Below are 18,954 nucleotides of genomic sequence, written 5' to 3' on the forward strand. Positions count from 1 at the left end.
AAGAAGCACCATATCCGTCAGGGAGCAATGTTGTCAACTCGGGAAAGCGCCGAATTGCAGAAGGAGCAGGAATTCATCGACCGGCTCTACGACCGTGTCGACGCCCTGCGTGGTGTCGCCGCCGCGCACGTGGAGGAGGCGCTGACGCCGGTCGGGACCGGACTGCAGGCACGCCTCGAACGCGATGTGCTCGTCGCCGAACGCTCGGGCCTGCTCGCCGCGCTGAACGCGGTGGACGGCTCCCTGTGTTTCGGCCGCATCGATCTCTCCGACGGCGTCGCGCACCACATCGGCCGCATCGGAATCCGCGAGGACGACAGCGCGCACACCCCTCTGCTGATCGACTGGCGTGCGCCGGTCGCCCGCCCCTTCTACCTCGCCACCGGTCACACCCCCATGGGGCTGCGGCGGCGCAGGCACCTCACCACCGAGGGCCGCACCGTCACCGAGCTGCACGACGAGATCCTCGACGTCGGGGACCGGCAGCGCACCGGATTCGAGGACCCGAGCGGCGACGCCGTGCTGCTCGCCGCCGTGAACTCCGCCCGCACCGGTCGCATGGGCGACATCGTGCGGACCATCCAGGCTGAGCAGGACCGCATCATCCGTGCCCCGCACCGCGGTGTGCTCGTCGTCGAGGGCGGCCCCGGCACCGGCAAGACGGCGGTGGCGCTGCACCGGGCGGCGTTCCTGCTGTACGAGCACCGTGAGCTGCTCGCCAAGCGCGCCGTCCTGATCGTGGGCCCCAACCCGGCCTTCCTGAGCTATATCGGCGAGGTGCTGCCGGCACTCGGCGAGACCGGGGTGCTGCTCGCCACGCAGGCCGAGCTGTTCCCCGGGGTACACGCGGACGGTGCGGACACCCCACGCGCCGCCGCGGTCAAGGGCGGTGAGCCGATGGCGGAGGCACTCGCCATGGCCGTGCGCGACCGGCAACTGCTGCCCGAGCCCGGTGCGCCGCTCGTCATCGCGCACGACGACGGGGACCTGATCCTCGACTGGGAGATCGCCTACGAGGCCCGCCAGTCGGCCCGCGACACGCTCCTCCCCCACAATCTCGCCCGCCCGCACTTCGCGTTCCGCGTCATCGACGCCCTCACCGCTCAGCTGACGGAGCGCATCGGGGCCGATCCGTACGGCGGCCCCAACTTCCTGGGCCCGGACGACATCGCCCAGCTCGGCAAGGCGGTGGCCGTCAGCGGGGCGGTGCACCGTGCCATCGACGAGCTGTGGCCGCCGCTCACTCCGCAGGCGTTCCTCACCGGCTACCTCGCCGACCCCCTGTACGTACCGGCCGAGGACGCCGAGGCGATCCGGCGCGCACCCGACGGGGCGCGCTGGACCCCTGCCGACGTGCCGCTGCTCGACGAGGTGGCCGAGCTCCTCGGGGCCGACGACAGCGCCGAGCGGGCGGCCGCGGAGGCCGAGCGCCAGGAGCGGATCGCGTACGCCCAGGGCGTGCTGGAGCTGTCGAGGGGCTCGGAGTCCTTCGAGTTCGAGGACGAGGAGTCCGAGTTCCTGGCCGCCCACGACATCATCGACGCGGAGCGGATGGCGGAGCGGCAGGAGGAGGCCGATCACCGCAGTGCGGCCGAGCGCGCCGCCGCCGACCGCACCTGGGCGTTCGGACACATCATCGTCGACGAGGCGCAGGAGCTGTCGCCGATGGCATGGCGGCTGCTGATGCGCCGCTCACCGACCCGCTCGATGACGCTGGTCGGTGACCCCGCGCAGACCTCGGAGGAGGCCGGCGTCGGCTCGTGGGAGGAGATCCTGAAGCCGTACGTCGGTGACCGCTTCGAGCATGTCGCGCTCAAGGTCAACTACCGTACGCCCGCCGAGATCATGGAACTGGCGGCCCGGGTGCTGCGCGTCGGCGATCCGACGTTCGAGCCGCCCGCCTCGGTACGGTCGACCGGCGAGGCGCCATGGGTGCGCGACGCCGGGGACGACCTGGCGGGCACGGTGGCGCGGGCGGTCCTGGAGCTGGCCCCCGGCGAGGGACGTCTCGCGGTGATCGCGCCCAGGGCGCTCCACGAGGAGATCGCCGCAGCGGTGGACGGTGCGACCGCCGGCGCCGAGCCCGACCTGACGCACCCGGTGGTCCTGCTCGACCCCCGGCAGGCGAAGGGGCTCGAGTTCGACCACGTGCTGGTGGTGGAGCCCGCCCGGTTCGGGACCAGTGACCTGTACGTGGCCCTGACCCGGGCCACTCAGCTCCTGGGCATCGTCCACCGCGAGGCGCTGCCGCAGGCGCTGCGCTGATCCGGTCCGCCGACTGGACGCGCCCTACACCTGGCTTCGGACCTCGCGCCGGAGCCGCGCCGTGAGGTGGTGCCGAAGCCGGTGACCGACTGCCGCGAGGTCGTGGACGAAGTCGAGCGTGTCGTCGTCGGCCAGGGTGTAGCGACGGCGGCTGGCCTCGACGTCCTTGGCGGTGGGGGTGACCGCGACCTGATGGGTGGTGAGGTCGACCGCGCCGGCGTCCGCGCGGCCGGTCAGGATCTCCGCGATGCCGGTGGGCTGGGTGATCAGCGCCTCCACCCGGCCCTCGGGCTGCATCCGCCACCAGCCGCTCTCCCGCGCCGCCGGCCGCAGGGGGAGTCCGTCCGCGTCCAGCAGCCAGGCGCGCGCCTCGTAGTGGAGGAAGGGCCGCCCGTCATGGCTGAAAGTGACCTCCTGCGCGTACGCGAATTCCTCGGCGAGGGTCGGGTAGCCGCCGCGGCCACGGCCCGACCAGGTGCCCAGGTACCCGGTCAGCGGTTCCAGCAGCGGGTGCGGTGCCGGGGCTTCGTCCGGCCCAAAGGCATCGGGGTACGGGGGCGTTGTCGCGGGGTCGAACATGAGGTGCGCTCCTGGATGGGGGCCGGTGCCGGTTCCGGTTGGCAGCCTAGGCCGTCGCGCCGGGGCGCCGGGGCACCGCCCCGCGGACACGGGCCCGGGCCGGCTCCTGGCAGGGGCCGGCCCGGGATCACGCTCAGACGAGGTCGAACCGGTCCAGGTTCATGACCTTGTCCCACGCTGCCACGAAGTCCCGCACGAACTTCTCCTTCGCGTCGTCGCTCGCGTAGACCTCCGCGACCGCGCGCAGTTCGGAGTTCGAGCCGAAGACGAGGTCGGCACGGCTGCCGGTCCACCGGACCGCGCCCGTGGCGGCGTCGCGGCCCTCGAACGTGCTCGCGTCCTCGGACGTCGCCTTCCACGTCGTGCCCAGGTCGAGCAGGTTGACGAAGAAGTCGTTGGTCAGGGATCCGGGTGTCCCGGTGAGGACGCCGAGCGACGACTGCTGGTAGTTGGCGCCCAGCACGCGCAGGCCGCCGACAAGGACCGTCAGCTCGGGCGCGCTCAGGTTCAGCAGGTTCGCCCGGTCGAGCAGCAGGTACTCGGCGGGCAGTCGGTTTCCCTTGCCGAGGTAGTTACGGAATCCGTCGGCCTTCGGCTCCAGCTCGACGAACGACTCCACGTCGGTCTGCTCCTGCGACGCGTCGACGCGGCCCGGGGTGAAGGGGACCTCGATGTCGAAGCCGGCGTCCTTGGCCGCCTTCTCGACGCCCGCCGCGCCGGCGAGCACGACCAGGTCGGCGAGGGAGACCTGCTTGCCGCCCTGCCCGCCGGAGTTGAAGGACTCCTGGATGCCCTGGAGGGTACGCAGCACGCCCGCCAGCCGGTCCGGCTCGTTGACCTCCCAGCCGTTCTGCGGTTCGAGGCGGATGCGTGCACCGTTGGCGCCGCCGCGCTTGTCACTGCCGCGGAAGGACGAGGCGGACGCCCAGGCGGTGGAGACGAGTTCGGACACGGACAGGTCGGAGTCGAGGATCCGCGCCTTGAGGGAGGCGATGTCCCCCGCGTCGACGAGTTCGTGCGTCCGGGCGGGCAGCGGGTCCTGCCACACCAGGGTCTCCGCGGGGACCTCCGGCCCGAGGTAGCGGACGACCGGGCCCATGTCGCGGTGGGTCAGCTTGAACCACGCGCGGGCGAAGGCGTCGGCGAACTGGCCGGGGTTCTCGTGGAAGCGCCGCGAGATCTCCCCGTACACCGGGTCGAGCCGGAGCGAGAGGTCCGTCGTCAGCATCGTCGGCGCATGGGTCTTCGACGAGTCGTGCGCGTCGGGGACCGTACCCGCGCCGGCACCGTCCTTCGGCCGCCACTGGTGGGCGCCGGCCGGGCTCTTGAACAGCTCCCACTCGTAGCCGAACAGGATGTCGAAGAAGCTGTTGTCCCACGTGGTCGGGGTGTCCGTCCAGATGCCCTCGAGGCCACTGGTGATCGTGTCGGCGCCCTTGCCCGTGCCGTGCGTGCTGCGCCAGCCTAGTCCCTGCTGCTCCATCGGGGCGGCCTCGGGGTCGTCGCCCACGCTGTCCGCCGGGCCCGCACCGTGGGTCTTGCCGAAGGTGTGACCGCCCGCGATCAGGGCGACCGTCTCCTCGTCGTTCATCGCCATGCGGCGGAACGTCTCGCGGATGTCGCGGGCGGCGGCGATCGGGTCCGGAGTGCCGTTGGGGCCCTCGGGATTGACGTAGATGAGGCCCATCTGCACCGCGCCGAGGGGGTTCTCGAGCTCGCGGTCGCCGGTGTAGCGCTCGTCGCCCAGCCAGGTGGTCTCGGGGCCCCAGTAGACGTCCTCGTCGGGCTCCCACACGTCCGCGCGGCCGCCGCCGAAGCCGAAAGTCTCGAAGCCCATCGACTCCAGGGCGACGTTGCCGGTGAGCACGATGAGGTCGGCCCACGAAAGGTTCTTGCCGTACTTCTTCTTGACCGGCCACAGCAGCCGGCGGGCCTTGTCGAGGCTCGCGTTGTCCGGCCAGCTGTTGAGCGGCGCGAAGCGCTGCTGCCCGGCCCCGGCACCGCCGCGACCGTCGCTGATCCGATAGGTGCCGGCGCTGTGCCACGCCATCCGGACCATGAAGGGGCCGTAGTTGCCGAAGTCGGCGGGCCACCAGTCCTGCGACGTCGTCAGCACCTCGGCGATGTCCCGCTTCACCGCGGGAAGATCGAGGCTCTTGAAGGCCTCGGCGTAGTCGAACTCCTCACCGAGCGGGTTGGCCACGGCGGGGTTCTTGGCGAGGATCTTCAGGTTGAGCCGCTCCGGCCACCACTGGCGGTTCCCGCCGCCCTGGGTCGGGTGCGGCGCGCGACCGTGCGCGACCGGGCAGCCGCCGGCGTCCTCCGCCTTCGGGTCGGTGACGATCGCGTCGTGGTTCTCAGTCATGCAAATCCTTCCGGACGGGGCGGATCACGGTGCTGAGGAACTATGTACCTGTCCCTTGGCTGTCGACCGGAACCGATCCTACGATGGACATAGTCCAAGTCAATACGAACGACAGGCGTGTACGGATCCATTCGTCGGACAATGCACAGATGGGCTGGTGGGCATGAGTGACCTGCTGCAACGGCTTCGCGCACGCGGCTGGCGAATGACAGCGCAACGCCGGGTGGTCGCCGAGGTACTGGCCGGTGAACACGTCCACTTCACCGCGGACGAAGTACTCGCCCGCGCCACTTCCCGGCTGCCGGAGATTTCCCGCGCCACCGTCTACAACACCCTCGGCGAACTCGTCTCGCTCGGCGAGGTGATCGAGGTGGCCACCGACGGCCGCGCCAAGCGCTACGACCCGAACGCCCACCACCCCCACCAGCACCTGGTGTGCTCCCGCTGCGGCGCCATCCGGGACGTCCACCCCCGCGGCGACCTGCTCGCAGGGCTGCCGGAGTCCGAACGGTTCGGCTTCACCGTCTCGGAGGCCGAGGTGACCTACCGGGGTCTGTGCCCGGACTGCGGACCCGGCTGATCGACGCGTACGCACCAGTGTCCCGGCGTAGGCTGCACCCACCATGAACGCGGCGGGGGCGGAGCGGGATGACGGCTGAGTCAGCACTGAGGTGGGGGTCGACCCTCGATTCGGTCGTGGTGTACGCGCAGGGCGCGCTCTGCAGCCGGCTTGCCCGGGGCGGCGTGCCCGCCCACGGACGGGTACGGGTGACGGGACTGCCCCGCTCCCTGGACCCGGGATCACTGCGGGTCAAGGTCCTCGGAGCGCCCGGGGTACGCGTCACCGAGGCCCGGGTGGAGGTCGAGGCCGAGCTGTCCGGCACGGACGTGCTGGACACGTTGCGGCACGAGTACGAGCGGCTGAGCGACGCGCACGCCGCGGCGCAGGGCCGCCGGGACCGGCAGCTGAGCCTGATCGAGGAGGTCAGGGCCCTCCACCCGGTCCCGCCCGCCCGCAAGCGCGATGACCCGCACCGACGCACCCCCGCCGACGCGTGGCTGGAACTCGCCGACTTCGTCGACGAGCGGCTGACGGGACTCCACCACCGCCTCGTCGAGCTGGAGGAGGCGGTGCGCGGCGTCGCGCACGAGCTCTCGGTCGTCACGGACAGGATGGAGCGCGCCTCCACCGACACGCCGTCAGCGCACGTGGAGACCACGGTCTGCGCGGTCGTGACCCTCGACGGCGCGGATCGCACGGGCGACGCCGAGGTGGAACTGGAGCTGGAGTACGGGGTGCCCGGCGCCGTCTGGGTGCCCGCGTACCGCCTCACCCACCGTCAGGGCGACGGCGGCGGCCGTCTGGTGCTGCGTGCGTCGGTCGCGCAGCGGACCGGCGAGGACTGGACCGGTGTACGCATCGCCCTGGCCACCGCCGATCTTCGGCGGCGCACCGATCTGCCGAGGCTGCGTTCGGTCCGGATCGGCCGCGGCCAGCCCGCCCCCGCGCCTTCCGGCTGGCGCGAGCCCCCGGCCGGGCTCGTCGGCCTGTTCTCCGGATACGACACGGCAGGTCCCGCGCCGGCAGGCGCGAGCGGGGCCGTGGCCGCCGGCCTCTGGCTCGGCTCCATGAACGGTTCCGCGTCCGGTCCCGTTCCGCCGCCCGCGCCGCAGGGTTACGGCGCACCGCCCCCGCCGGGCAGCGTGGGCGGCGCTCCCCCTGAGGCCTTCGGCGGCGCGATGCCCGCCCCCGCGCCGCCGACCGGAGCGGCGCACAGCAGGACGCGTTCCGCCGGCAGGTCCCGCGCGGGCGCCCCGGCCGCCGCGGCGCCCCCGGCCCCCGGCACGGCCGCACCGCCGCCGGTGGCGGGCCCTCCCCAGCCGAGCGACGCCGAGCTCGACTACGCCGCCCTCGCCCTGGCGGGCCCGGAGGAGGAGGCCGGCCGCCGGGGCCGGCTGTTCCCCGGCTCCGCCTTCGACCCGGTGGCGGCGGAGTACCGCCGCCGCGCCGAAACGGTGGCCTCCCTGCGGTTGCCCGGACAGGCCGTGCGTCCCCGCGAGTCGGCGGGCTCCTTCGACCACCGTTTCGATGCCACCGCTCGCGCCGACATTCCGTCGGACGGCACCTGGCACACCGTCACCGTCGGTGAGATCCCGGTCGGCCTGCGCACCGAGTACCTCTGCGTGCCGTCCGTGGAGCCGGTCGTGTACGCCACGCTGGTGCTGTCCAACGCGACCGACCAGGCGCTGCTGGCCGGCCCGGTGGAGATCACCGTCGACGACGACTTCCTGCTGACCACCGCGCTGCCCACGCTGGCGCCCGGCGGCGTGCGCCGGGTGGGGCTCGGTCCGGCGGAGGGCATCCGCGTGACCCGCCGTACGAACCTGCACGAGTCGACTTCGGGCCTGCGCAACAACACCACCGTGCTCGACCACCGCATCCACGTGGAGCTGGCCAACCGGCTGTCGGCGCCCGTCACCGTGGAGGTCCGCGAGCGGGTTCCGGTCACAGCGGAACCCGATGTCAGGATCGAGGAACGGGCCGACTGGACCGCACCCGAGGAGGGTGCGGGCCCCGATCGGCACGCGGCGGGCACCCGGGTCTGGCGACTGGACCTGCCGCCAGGCGCCACCGCCGCCCTCGACGGCGGTTACGAGATCCGCATCCCGACCGGCAAGGCCCTGGCCGACGGCAACCGCAGGAGCTGACACACCCCATGTCCACGGAACCGAAGCCGATCGCGCTGCCCGTCACCGCCGTCACCTGCCTGGAGGACCGTGCCCACATCGAGCGCGCGGTCGTGCTCGACCTGGAGGCGGGGGTCCAGCGGCTGCGTCTCGGGCCGGTCAGTGCGCTGGCGGTCGACCGGACCCTGCACGCCGTGTTGAGCGCGGACCACGCCGCGACGGTGCTCGACCTGCGGATCGTCCGGACCTGGACGCCGCGCGAGCCGCGTGCCGCCGCAGAGGACGACTCCGCCGTGCGCCGTCGCGCGCACGCCCTCGAGGAGGAGCGGCAGGAGCTGGAACTGCGCCGCGACCGGCTGCACGCCCGCCTCGACCTGCTGGGCCGCCTCGCCGCCGATCTGCTGCGGGAGATCGGCGAGGGCGCCGGCTCCGGGGAGAGCGAGCGGTCCCGCTGGGCGCGTGAGCTGGACCGGGTCGACGCCGAACGCGACGCTCACGCGGAGCGGTTGCGGACCGTGCAGCACCGGCTGACCCGTCTGACTGCCGAACTCACGGACGTGCAACGGGCGCTGAACGTGTCGGAGGAGGAACCGGCCGAACTGGTCGGCCATATCGAGCTGACCGTGGAGACCGCGGCCGCCGGGCCCGTCGGACTGCGTCTGAGCCACCTCACCCCGTGTGCGCTGTGGCGGCCCGCCTACCGGGCCGTGTCCGACGGGGGGTCCCTGACGCTGGAGTCCGACGCGGTGGTCTGGCAGCGCACCGGGGAGGACTGGTCCGGCGTACGGCTGACCCTGTCGACGGCCCGTTCGGCACTGGCCACCGATCCGCCGCGGCTGGACGAGGACCGGCTGACGCTCAGGGACCGCTCCGCGGCGGAGCGCCGGACGGTCGACGTCGAGCTGCGCGAGGAGGAGATCGGTTCCCTCGGACCGGCCCCGGTGGTCGGTCTGCCCGGGGTGGACGACGGCGGCGAGGCGCGGGTACTGAGGTCCCCCGCACCGGTCTCCGTCCCCGGTGACGGCCTCGCCCACCGGGTGCCGCTCTCCGCGTTCACCGCGGCGGCGGCGAGCGAATACGCCTGCTCGCCGGAGTTGTCCCCCCTGGTCACCCAGGTCGTACGGTTCGACAACCTGTCCGGCCACGTGCTGCTCGCCGGGCCCGTGGACCTCATCCGCGGCAGCGGGTTCAGTGGCCGCGGCACGCTGGACTTCACCGCCCCGGGCTCCCCCGTCGAGCTGGCCTTCGGCAGCTGTGACGACTATCGGGTGGTCCGGGACGCCGAGGAGTCCCGCGACTCCACGGGCATCACCCAGCGGACCGTGGTCACCCGCACGGTCCGGCTGCACCTGTCGCGGTTCTCCGCCCCCGGGGAGCACGGCGGCCGCGTGGTCACCCTCCGGGAACGCATCCCCGTCTCCGAGGTCTCGGCGGTGAACGTACGCCTGCACGAGCACGCCTGCTCCCCGGCGCCCGACCTGGTCGACGCCGACGGCATCGCCCGCTGGGACGTCACGCTCCCGCCGGGCGGCCGCCGCACGGTGACCCTGGTCTACGAGCTGTCGGCGAGCGCCAAGGTCACCGGCCTCTGAGTTCGCCGCGCCGCCGCACCCCGTCGGGGCGGCGGCACGGAAGGCTATCGCCGGGCCGTCTCAGTCCTCGTCGCGCAGACGGGCCACCAACGCGGTCAGTGGCTCGGCCTCCGCGGTGTGGCCGAGGGCGGTCAGCCGGGCGGCCGCCGCACCGAGACGGGTGAGGGCGACGGCGGTGCGCTTCAGGTAGATGCCCTCCACCGCGCCCGCGAGACGGGTGCACTCGGCCCACTCGCCCGCGTGGTCCTGGTCGTCGCCCGGCTCGCCGAGCAGGGCGAGCGCCTTGTCCAGAGCGGTCAGGGCGTCTTCGTACTCGCCGGCGTAGGCGTGGACCCGTCCGTGTTCGTAGGCCAGTGCGGTGTCCAGGGAGCGGCCTTGGGCCTCGTATGCGGCGGCGCGGGCCTCGTCGGCCACGCGGCCCGCCTCGGCGAGGTGGGCGAGGGCATCGGCCAGACCGTCGGCTCCCTGCCGCTCCGCCTGGAGGCGGGCGAGTTCGCGCAGCGCGTTGCTGAGCTGCTCGTAGCGTGGGGCCCTGGCGTGCGCCGCGACTGCCTGGCCGATGGCCTCCGCGGCCCGGTCGAAGTCGCCGGACTCCCCGAGGAGTACGGCCGTCTCGGCGGCGATCATGGCGTGGCTGCCCGGATCGTCGTCCCAGCGGGCCGACTCGGCCGCGAGGTCGACGAACTCGGCGGTGGCGGCCTTGAGGTCCTCCCCCGCGTGCAGCGCACGCGCACGGATCAGGCGCAGTTGAGCGGCGAGCCGGTCGTCGAGTTCCCCGGAGGCGACATCCGGTTCGGCCAGGACGGAGTCCAGCAGGGCGATGCAGTCCTCGACGCGGCCGAGGTCGAGACTGAGGTCGGCGGCGTTGCTGTAGGTGCAGAACGCGTCCGTCCGGTTGCCCCGGCGCAGCGCCAGTTCCGCCGAGCGCGTCAGGTGCCGCAGCGCGTCGTCGGGGCGGCCCAGGTGCATGCAGGCCTGGGCCAGGTCACCGTGGAGGCGGCCGGTGTCGGCCACGACGGCCGGCCACTCAGCAGCCAGCCGGACTCCTTCGGCCAGGTCCGCGTGCGCCGCCTGCGCGTCTCTCAGGCCGAGGTTGATGCGGCCACGCAGCCCGAACGTGCGGGGCAGATGCCAGTCGGGACCGTGCTCCTTCAGCCGCACGAGCAGGGTGTCGAGCTCGGTGACCGCGGCGGGCAGGTCACCGGAGACCGCGTGGGTGCCTGCCCGGAGCAGGGCGGCCCCGGAGGCCTGCGCGCGGAGGTCGTGCCGGATGGCGAACGTGTGCAGCAGATCCACTTCGGCGAACGCCGCCGCGACGTGCTCCGCGTCCCCGGTGGTCTGCACGCGCAGACAGAGCGAGGTGGCGCGCAGCCGCAGCAGGCGCCCCTCCTGACGCGGCGGGAGGCCGGGCGTCTCCTCCTGCAGGCGGACGATGGCGGTGTGGGCGGCGGTCATCGCCTCGCCCGTCGGCTCCCTGCCGTCCGCGTTCTCGACGGGGATCTCGGCGGTGGCGAGCGATCCGCACGCGCGGGCGACCGCCGCTTCGGCCGGCCGGCCGGCATCGTCGTACAGGCCCGCGGCCTCCTCGTAGAGGGCAGCGGCCTCGGCGAACTCGTCCCTCTCGCCGCCGGCCCGGTTCGCCTCTTCGGCCAGCAGGTCCGCGCGCAGGCGTACGAGCGGCCCCACGGCCGGGTCGTCGGGGTGGACGTAGTCGCGGGCGGCCGTCAGCGTGCGCAGTCGCGCCCAGCACGGCTCCGCGTCGGGGTGCCCATCCTCGTCCAGCGCCCGTGCCCGGACCACAAGATCGGGTACGGACTCGGGAAGGGCCACGGGCCTCCGGGCGGTGGTCGCCGGCACCGGGGACAGCGGGGCGACATCGTCGAGGCTGCGGGTGCGCAGCGTGAGTTCCAGCGCGTCCAGGAGCGGGGCACGGTGGAGGCGGGCCGCGCGGCGGTCGGTGTGGGCTGTCGTTCCGTTGCGGGCGTCGAAGCGGGTGGCGAGGTCGTCGGCACGGCCGTGCACCTCGGCGCACAGTCCGGACACCGTCCAGGTGCGGCCCGCGTACCCGGCGGCGGGCAGTTCGCCGTGGCCGAGGAGCTCGACGCGCCGCAGGAGGACCTCCACACCGGTGAGGAAGTCGAACTGGTCCAGCGGTGACTCCACCTCGTCGAACAGGGTCCGGTTCTCGGCGAGCAGTTCCAGCCCGCGTGCCTCGTTGCCGGTCAGCGCGCAGAACTCCAGGTGCCGGCCGACCTCGCCGGCCATCGAGGGGTTGCGGCGGCAGCCCCGGTAGCCGGCGAGGTGCAGTTCGCGGGCCCGGTCGGCACTGCCGGTGCGCAGCAGGGGCAGCAACGCGTACGAGAGGGAGCGGGCCGGCTCCTCCTGGCAGGATTCCCTGCCCTCCAGGACCGGCGCCCAGACGCGCAGGGCACGTGCGTCGTCACCTGCCGTGAGGTGGTGGAGGGCGCGTTCGCATATCTCGCAGGCTTCGCAGTCGCTGAACGGGGTACGGGTGCGGCCCGCCCACAGCTCGTAGGCGAGGGAGGTGTCCTCGCCGAGGTGGGCGGCCAGTTGGTACGCCTGTCCGTAGTAGGGCTGGAGCCCGAGGCCGGCCTTCTCGTACCGGTCGCTCATCTCCCTGAGCCACTGGCGCAGGCTGGTCAGCGGGATCTCCGGCAGCGCGCGCAGGGCGTTGGCCACCCACTTGAACCGCCAGAACAGCAAGTGGCGCAGTCGTTCGTCGAAGACGTCGGGCTGCTCGTCGAAGAGGGTGAGCAGGCGGGCGAAGACGACGGGCGACTTCCGCGGCTCGGATCCGTACGCGTACGCCTCCTGGAGTTCGAGGAGGGTACGGACGAGCGGGAGGGGCTCCTCGAACCGCTCGGCGGCGTCGACGAGTTCCTCGGCGGTGATGGTGCGGGTGCGGCCGTAGGGGCGCCGCTGGTTCTCCTGGAGCGCCTGGTACAGCTCGTCGGTGGTCTCGGGTGCGATCGGCATCGGTCAGCTGTCCTTGCGGAGGGCGTGGGCGAGGAGGTTGAGGAAGGAGCGGTTGATGAGGCTCGATTCGGCGGGCCTGAGCGGGCGCCGGGACAACATGGCGGCCTGCCCGTAGAGGGCTTCGGCGCTGGTGCGGGCCAGTTCGGGCTCGTCGATGGCGGTGGCCGTACGGACCAACGGGTTGAGCTGGTTGAGGATCAGCTGGGCCCGCGGGGCCTCCTGGCGCAGGGCGCCGAGGATGTCGCCCCACACACCGCCGTCCTGCTCACGGGCGAGCTGGGAGCGGGTGCGCTCGTGCCGGGCCTCGCGGCTGTCGATGAGGAGGGCCGGCGCGGAAGCGGGCTGGAACGTACGCAGCGCGACGTCGCAGTCGAAGACGGCGAGCGCGTCACGGGCGAGGGACAGGTAGGCCGCGGCGGCCAGTTCCGTCTCGCGGTCGACGGGGTCGAGGTGGGCGGTGAGCGTCGCCGGGTCGAGGTCGGCGACGCTGACCTCGGGCCTGATCTCGGGCAGCCGGTGGACCAGTTCACGGTCGTACGTGTAGCCGCCGTTGACGACGCCGAGCCCCGCGGCCGATGCGATCGCCGCGACCTGACGGAACTCCTCCACGCTGGACGTCACCAGCACCGTGCGGTGGGCGCGGGCGAACTCGTCGAGGCTGGTCGATCCGTCGGTCGTCTCGAACGGCAGCCAGGGCAGCAGCATCCGCAGGATCTCGTCGTCGTGCACCGCGAGCGACTTCACGGCCAGGTGGTGGGCCCTGAGGAAGCGGGCGAGCAGGTCCGGGTCGCTGGCCGCCGCCCGGGATATCCAGGAGCGGAGCCGCTCGGCGAGGGCGTCACGGACCGCGGCGAGGGTGTCGTCCTCGTACAGGGACTCCCGCGACGCCGTCGGGCGCAGGCTCTCCGCGTCGACGACGCAGCGGACGAAGAACGCCCACTCGGGCAGGATCTCCTCGGCCTGCTCCGACAACAGCATGCCCTTGACGTGCACCCGGTGGCCGTGGCGGCGCCCGGTCGGCACCGTTTCCGGCAGCACGCACGCGATGCCCTTCAGGCCCACGGCCGGCAGGTCCAGGTCGATGGTGTCCAGCGGCTTGAAGCCGAAGACCTCCTCGCCGTACGCGGCCAGTGCGCGGGAACGGGCTCCCGGCGTGGGGTACGCACGCGCCCAGGGTGCGGGCTCGGGGTTGACTCGTGCGCCGGGGCCCCCGGAGCCGTCGTCGAAGGTGACCGGGTGCCGCAGCAGGGAGCCGAACTGCCGGGCCAGCGCCTGGACCTGTGCCGGGCGGGTCCACTCGCCGGCGTCGGCGCGTGGCGTCAGGGTCACGGTGGTGCCGGGGCGGGGGCGCGCGGAGACCGGCAGGGTGCGGACGGTGTAGCTGCCGTCGCCGCGCCCCCGCCACTCCACGGCGGGCGCGTCGGGAGTACGGGCGCTGCGGCTCACCACATGGATCTCGTCGGCGACCAGGAAGCAGGAGAGCAGACCGATGCCGAACTGGCCGATGAAGTCGGCGCGTTGCTCGGCTATCCGTTCGGCACGCTTGCTGCTCCGTCCGATCGTGGCGAGGAAGGTGTGGACGTCGTCCTCGGTGAGCCCGACGCCGTCGTCCTCGACGCGTACGACCGAGCCGTCGGCGTACAGCCGGATCCCGAACACGTCGGCGGGAGCGTCCGGTTCGAGGTTGTGCCGGGCGGTCAGCGCGTCCACCGCGTTCTGCAGCAGTTCACGCAGGTAGACGCGGGGGCTGGAGTAGAGGTGGTGGGAGAGGAGGTCGACGAGACCGCGCAGATCCACCTGGAAGGTGCGGTCGGCGGCGCTCGGGTGCGAGGCGGTGTCGGGGAGAGTCATCGGGCAGTCCGGTGTGGGAGAGGCGACGGATGGGGGCGGTGCCGGGGCCGGCGTGCTCAGGCGCGGCGATGGTGGCGGGCGAACTGCTTCTCGGGATCCGCGAAGTAGGTCCAGGGCCAACTGGTGTACGCGCCGTCGAGCGCCTGGAAGACGCGCCCCGCGGTCTGCCGTTCCCCGGCCAGCGACAGGGCCATGGCGAACACGTTGAAGTCGTGCTGCCACCCCGGACGCCGCGCGTAGGCGGGGTGGAGGACGCTGTGGTCGGCCGCCCGGCGCAACTCGGCCTGTATCTCGGGCGTTCTGAGGCATCCCGCGTCGTCCGACTCGACCCAGTCCTCGATGTGCGCCATGGCGATGACGCAGCCGAGCGGGTCCCCCTGCGGGGCGCGCGCGAACGCGTCACGGGCGAACTCCATGGCCCGGCCCGGCTCGCCTCCCCAACGGGGCTGCAACTGCGAGAGCCACGCGAGATGGGTCTCCATGTCGAGCGGGGCGCGGCGCAGGGCGGCGTCGAACCGGGCCTCGTTGACGGCGAGCCCCAGCGACATGCCACGGCCGGAGGTGAGGAGCCGGCGCCACGGCGTGACCCATTCCGGCCGCAGTTCGGCTGCCTCGAACAGCTGCTCCTCGGCGATGTGAAGCCGCTCGTGGAAGATCCGCCACTGCTCCCGGGTGACGTTCACGGCGCGGTCGGCGGTGCGTGCTTCCCAGCCCCAGTCGACGTAGCGCGTCCCGGATATCAGCAGGGCTGTCGCCCGGTGTTCCCCGTCCTCCTCGACCGCCCGGCCGATCCATTCCTCTACGCCACTCAATTCCCCCAGCTCGCTGAGGACTTGGTGATCCCTGCCGAGATCGAAGGGTGTCAGTGCCGCCTTGACCGCCTCCCAGTCACCCGCATCGGCCGCTTCCACCAGCGCGAGCACCCGCACGTCCCCGAGCGCGCGCAGTCGGTACATCCCGTTCTTCTGTCTGCGTGGGGCCGGAAGCGCGTGCGGACCCACCGCCGGCCCGTCGCCACCCCTCCCGAACAGCTTGCCGAACATGCCGCGCCCTCCCCTGGTCCCGCGTGATCATCGGGTGCAGCATAAGGCGCCGCACCGACATCGGCTCCACAGGGTTTTCACGGCTGTTTCATGAAACCGGCACTGAACCCGCCCTCTACGTCCTTTACCGGCCGCCGGGCCACTCGACACCGGCGGGCCGGGTGCCTCGGGTGGGATCAGGGCGGCCGGGGGCCGGTCCGTCGGGAGGTGAGGTCCCGGCCCCCGCGGCACCGTCAGGGACGGAGCAGAGTCTTGATCATCCCGTCCCGCTTCGCCTGGAAGTCCGCGTACGCCTGGGGCGCGTCCTCCAGCGGCAGGTGGTGCGTGGCGAAGCCGTCCACGCCGAGGGGGTCGTCGTCCGTGAGCAGCGGCAGGATGTCCGGCACCCAGTGCAGGACGTTCGCCTGGCCCATCCGGAACTGGAGCTGCTTGTCGAACATGCGCAGCAACGGCATGGGGTCCAAGGCCCCGCCGTACACCCCCGAGAGCGAGACCGTACCGCCACGCCGTACGAGATCGATCGCCGCGTAGAGCGCGCCCAGGCGGTCCAGTCCGGCCTTCTGCATGAAGGGCTGCGCCAGCGCGTCGGGCAGCAGCCCGGTCGCCCACTGGGCGGCCTTGGTCACCGGGTTGCCGTGCGCCTCCATGCCGACGGCGTCGATCACCGCGTCGGTGCCCCGCCCGTCGGTCAGGTCGCGGACCGCGTCGCCGAGGTCCTTCCCGTGACGGCGCAGGTCCAGGCACTTCACCCCGTGAGCGGCGGCGCGGTCGAGGCGTTCGTTGACGAGGTCCACGCCGATCACGAGACCCGCGCCCCGGTGCTGGGCGATGCGCGTCGCCATGTCGCCGATCGGGCCGAGCCCCAGCACGGTGAGCGAGCCACCGGGCGGCACCGCCGCGTACTCCACGCCCTGCCAGGCGGTCGGCAACACGTCGGAGAGGTAGACGAAGCGGTCGTCGGACGGCCCGTCGGGCACCTTGATGGGCAGGGTGTTACCGAACGGCACCCGCAGGTACTCGGCCTGTCCGCCGGGCACCTGCCCGTACAGCTTGGTGAAGCCGAAGAGCGAGGCGCCGGAGCCGTACGCGCGTACCTGCGTCGTCTCGCACTGCGAATGCAGACCCCGGGAGCACATGTGGCAGGTGCCGCACGAGACGTTGAACGGGATGACGACCCGGTCGCCGGGTACGAGGGCGCTCACTTCGGGGCCGACCTCCTCCACCACGCCCATGGATTCGTGTCCCAGGATGTCGCCGGGGTCCAGGAACGGCCCGAGGACTTCGTACAGGTGCAGGTCGGAGCCGCAGATCCCGGTGGAGGTGATCCGCACGATCACGTCGTCCGGCTGTTCGATCACCGGGTCGGGGACCGTCTCCACCCGCACGTCCCGCCGTCCCTGCCAGGTCAGAGCACGCATGCTGTCCGCCTCTCATGTTCGTCCGGTCCGTGACGGCCACGGCCGTGTGCACGAAGCGCTGTCCGGTCTTCGGCGTCCGGCGCGCTACGGAATCGGGGAGCCGCCTGTGGCGTTGACGATCTCCGCGGTGATGTAGCTCGCTTCCGGGGAGGCGAGGAAGACAAAGGCCGGAGCCATCTCCGCCGGCTGGGCCGGGCGGCCCAGCGGGGACTGCTTGCCGAACTTTTTGGTGTCCGGGAGCGTCGCGGGGATCAGGGGCGTCCACACGGGCCCCGGTGCCACGGCGTTGACGCGGACCCCGTCGGCGGCGACCATCTGGGCCAGGCCCTGTGTGAAGGTCGCGATGGCGCCCTTGGTCATGGCGTAGTCCAGCAGGTGCGGACTGGGCTTGTACGCCTGGATCGAGGTGGTGTTGATGATGGAACCGCCCCGCGGGATGTGCGGCAACGCCATCTTCGACAGCCAGAACATGCCGTACAGGTTGGTACGCACCACACGGTCGAACTGTTCGGTGGTGATCGCGGCGATGCCCTCCGGCTGCGACATCTGATAGGCGGCGTTGTTGACGAGGATGTCGATGCGGCCCCATTCCTCCACGGCGCGTTCGACGAGCCGCCGGCACTCCTCCTCCTCGCGGATGTCACAGACGACGGCCACAGCGGTGCGTCCGGCCTCCTCGACGAGACGGGTCGTCTCCGCCGCCTCGTCGGCCTCTTCGGGCAGGTAGGTGAACAGGACGTCGGCGCCCTCCCGGGCGAAGGCCAGCGCCACGGCGCGCCCGATACCCGAGTCACCGCCCGTCAGCACCGCCTTCCGGTCCCGGAGCCGTCCTGTGCCTCGATAGGACTCCTCCCCGTGATCCGGGGGCGGGTCCATGGGGCCCGTCCATCCGGGGTGCTGCTGGTCCTGCTGGGGAAATTCCGGCTCGGGCTTCCTGGGCTCGGAATGGGATGTGTCGGACAACGGATCGTCCTTCCTCTGCTGTACGGGCTGCGCCGAGCGGCCCCATCCGGAGCGTTCTCGCCCCAGCTGGTCGTGGCCGCTGTGCTCCGTGATGTGCATGGTGTCCCCCTTGGGCGGGGTGCCCCCGATCGCCTGGTCCATTCGGCTCTCCGGTGACCGGACGCCGGTGAACCGTGTCGATCGGGCCGATCCCGATCAGTGTTAAACCGGTCATGCCGTCACACCGCCGCCTCGCCGCCCGCTCCCAGGGGCCCGGTCGCCGGGACGCCACCGTCCCTCTCAAGACGCCGCATCATCCGCCGGGAGCGCAGGACGACCAGCGGCGGCATCCAGGGACGCGCGAGCCGTACTCCGCGCACCCACTGCTGGGCGTACACCGCCGCGGCACGGCGTTCGACGCCGCGGACCAGCCGCTCCGCGACCTCGGGCGCCGCATGGGTGCGCGAGGCCGGCCACGGGAGCGCCGACCGCAGCGCACTCAGGGCAGTGGACGTGTCACCGGCCCTGATCATTTCGGTGTCCGCCCAGCTCAAGTAGGCCACGCCCACCTCCACGCCCCGGTGCGCCACTTCGGCCCGCAGTACTTGTGCGAACGACTCGGCGCCCGATTTGGAGGCGCAGTAGGCGCTCATGAGTGGCGCCGGCGCGAGCCCCGCGAGTGAGGACACCTGGAGGTAGTAGCCCCGGGTGCGCAGCAGGTCGGGCAGGAAGGCGCGTGCCGTTACCGCGCTGCCCACCACGTTGACCTCGACGATCCGCCGCCACAGGTGCGGATCGGAGTCCAGGAGCGGGCCGGCCGCGGCGATGCCCGCGTTGCCGATGACCACCGAGGGGGGAGCGAACCGGGAGCGCACGCGCGCTGCCGTCTCCTCCATCGCCGCGGCATCGGTCACGTCGACGACCCACCGCTGGGCGGCCTTCTCGGGCAGCTCGGCCTCCGTCCTCGCCAGCTCGCCCTCCTCCAGCCCCAGCAGCGCCACCCGGGCGCCGCGCCGCACCAGCGCCCGGGCCATCGCGGCACCGAGACCTCGGGCGGCGCCGGTCACCACCACGGTGCGGCCGGTCAGCGGGCTCGGTACGGACATGGCGCCTCCACGCAGCGGAGCAGGAGCCCGCGCAGGCACTGGCAGCCTGCTCGCACCGCGTGCACGGTCCGTGTCCGTATCCCGCGCGGTGCGCCGTCGCCGTACTGG

General features: G+C 72.6%; 12 protein-coding genes. 4 read left to right on the forward strand and 8 right to left on the reverse strand.

Annotated elements, in window-relative coordinates; translation table 11 throughout:
* The first annotated feature begins 54 nt into the window (after nucleotides 1-54).
* The gene (locus ACFYPA_RS21160; RefSeq protein ID WP_359085711.1) at nucleotides 55-2,265 is read left to right on the forward strand and encodes a helicase; all 2,211 of its coding nucleotides are present in this window, start codon (nucleotides 55-57) and stop codon (nucleotides 2,263-2,265) included.
* Nucleotides 2,266-2,289: 24 nt separating this feature from the next.
* Here the strand turns inward: ACFYPA_RS21160 and ACFYPA_RS21165 are convergent, their stop codons facing one another.
* Together ACFYPA_RS21165 and katG are read right to left on the reverse strand one after the other, a co-directional pair.
* Nucleotides 2,290-2,844, reverse strand: a complete 555-nt coding sequence (locus ACFYPA_RS21165) for an FABP family protein (protein WP_359085704.1) — start codon at nucleotides 2,842-2,844, stop codon at nucleotides 2,290-2,292.
* Nucleotides 2,845-2,977: 133 nt separating this feature from the next.
* A complete protein-coding gene (gene katG, locus ACFYPA_RS21170; RefSeq protein ID WP_359085703.1) occupies nucleotides 2,978-5,209 on the reverse strand; it encodes a catalase/peroxidase HPI in 2,232 nt (743 codons plus the stop codon).
* 163 nt (nucleotides 5,210-5,372) lie between these two features.
* On the opposite strand from katG, the gene ACFYPA_RS21175 reads away from it, so the two are divergent.
* The 3 genes from ACFYPA_RS21175 (at nucleotide 5,373) to ACFYPA_RS21185 (ending at nucleotide 9,489) form a co-directional block, all read left to right on the forward strand.
* Entirely contained in the window at nucleotides 5,373-5,789 is a 417-nt protein-coding gene (locus ACFYPA_RS21175; protein WP_359085702.1) for a Fur family transcriptional regulator, read from the forward strand.
* Nucleotides 5,790-5,857: 68 nt separating this feature from the next.
* A complete protein-coding gene (locus ACFYPA_RS21180; RefSeq protein ID WP_389133489.1) occupies nucleotides 5,858-7,918 on the forward strand; it encodes a DUF4139 domain-containing protein in 2,061 nt (686 codons plus the stop codon).
* An 8-nt stretch (nucleotides 7,919-7,926) separates the two neighbouring features.
* Nucleotides 7,927-9,489 (forward strand): mucoidy inhibitor MuiA family protein, encoded by a 1,563-nt coding sequence (locus ACFYPA_RS21185; RefSeq protein WP_359319955.1) that lies wholly within the window; start codon nucleotides 7,927-7,929, stop codon nucleotides 9,487-9,489.
* 60 nt (nucleotides 9,490-9,549) lie between these two features.
* Here the strand turns inward: ACFYPA_RS21185 and ACFYPA_RS21190 are convergent, their stop codons facing one another.
* The 6 genes from ACFYPA_RS21190 to ACFYPA_RS21215 all read right to left on the reverse strand — a co-directional run bounded on the left by ACFYPA_RS21190 (nucleotide 9,550) and on the right by ACFYPA_RS21215 (nucleotide 18,846).
* Nucleotides 9,550-12,486 (reverse strand): hypothetical protein, encoded by a 2,937-nt coding sequence (locus ACFYPA_RS21190; protein ID WP_359319957.1) that lies wholly within the window; start codon nucleotides 12,484-12,486, stop codon nucleotides 9,550-9,552.
* Between the two features lie 3 nt (nucleotides 12,487-12,489).
* Nucleotides 12,490-14,337, reverse strand: coding sequence for an HSP90 family protein (locus ACFYPA_RS21195; protein WP_359319958.1), 1,848 nt, complete (start codon nucleotides 14,335-14,337; stop codon nucleotides 12,490-12,492).
* A 56-nt stretch (nucleotides 14,338-14,393) separates the two neighbouring features.
* Nucleotides 14,394-15,380 carry a hypothetical protein gene (locus tag ACFYPA_RS21200; protein ID WP_359085697.1) on the reverse strand — a complete coding sequence of 329 codons (987 nt, stop codon included), beginning with the start codon at nucleotides 15,378-15,380 and terminating at the stop codon, nucleotides 14,394-14,396.
* 233 nt (nucleotides 15,381-15,613) lie between these two features.
* Nucleotides 15,614-16,798: an alcohol dehydrogenase catalytic domain-containing protein gene (locus ACFYPA_RS21205; RefSeq protein WP_359085696.1), complete on the reverse strand. Its 1,185-nt coding sequence runs from the start codon at nucleotides 16,796-16,798 to the stop codon at nucleotides 15,614-15,616.
* A gap of 84 nt (nucleotides 16,799-16,882) precedes the next feature.
* Complete coding sequence (locus tag ACFYPA_RS21210) at nucleotides 16,883-17,902, reverse strand: SDR family oxidoreductase (RefSeq protein WP_359319960.1); 1,020 nt, start codon at nucleotides 17,900-17,902, stop codon at nucleotides 16,883-16,885.
* Nucleotides 17,903-17,979: 77 nt separating this feature from the next.
* Nucleotides 17,980-18,846 (reverse strand): SDR family oxidoreductase, encoded by an 867-nt coding sequence (locus ACFYPA_RS21215; RefSeq protein WP_359319962.1) that lies wholly within the window; start codon nucleotides 18,844-18,846, stop codon nucleotides 17,980-17,982.
* Between the last annotated feature and the right edge of the window lie 108 nt (nucleotides 18,847-18,954).

The organism is Streptomyces sp. NPDC005775, assembly GCF_042871565.1.
Classification (GTDB): Bacteria; Actinomycetota; Actinomycetes; order Streptomycetales; family Streptomycetaceae; genus Streptomyces.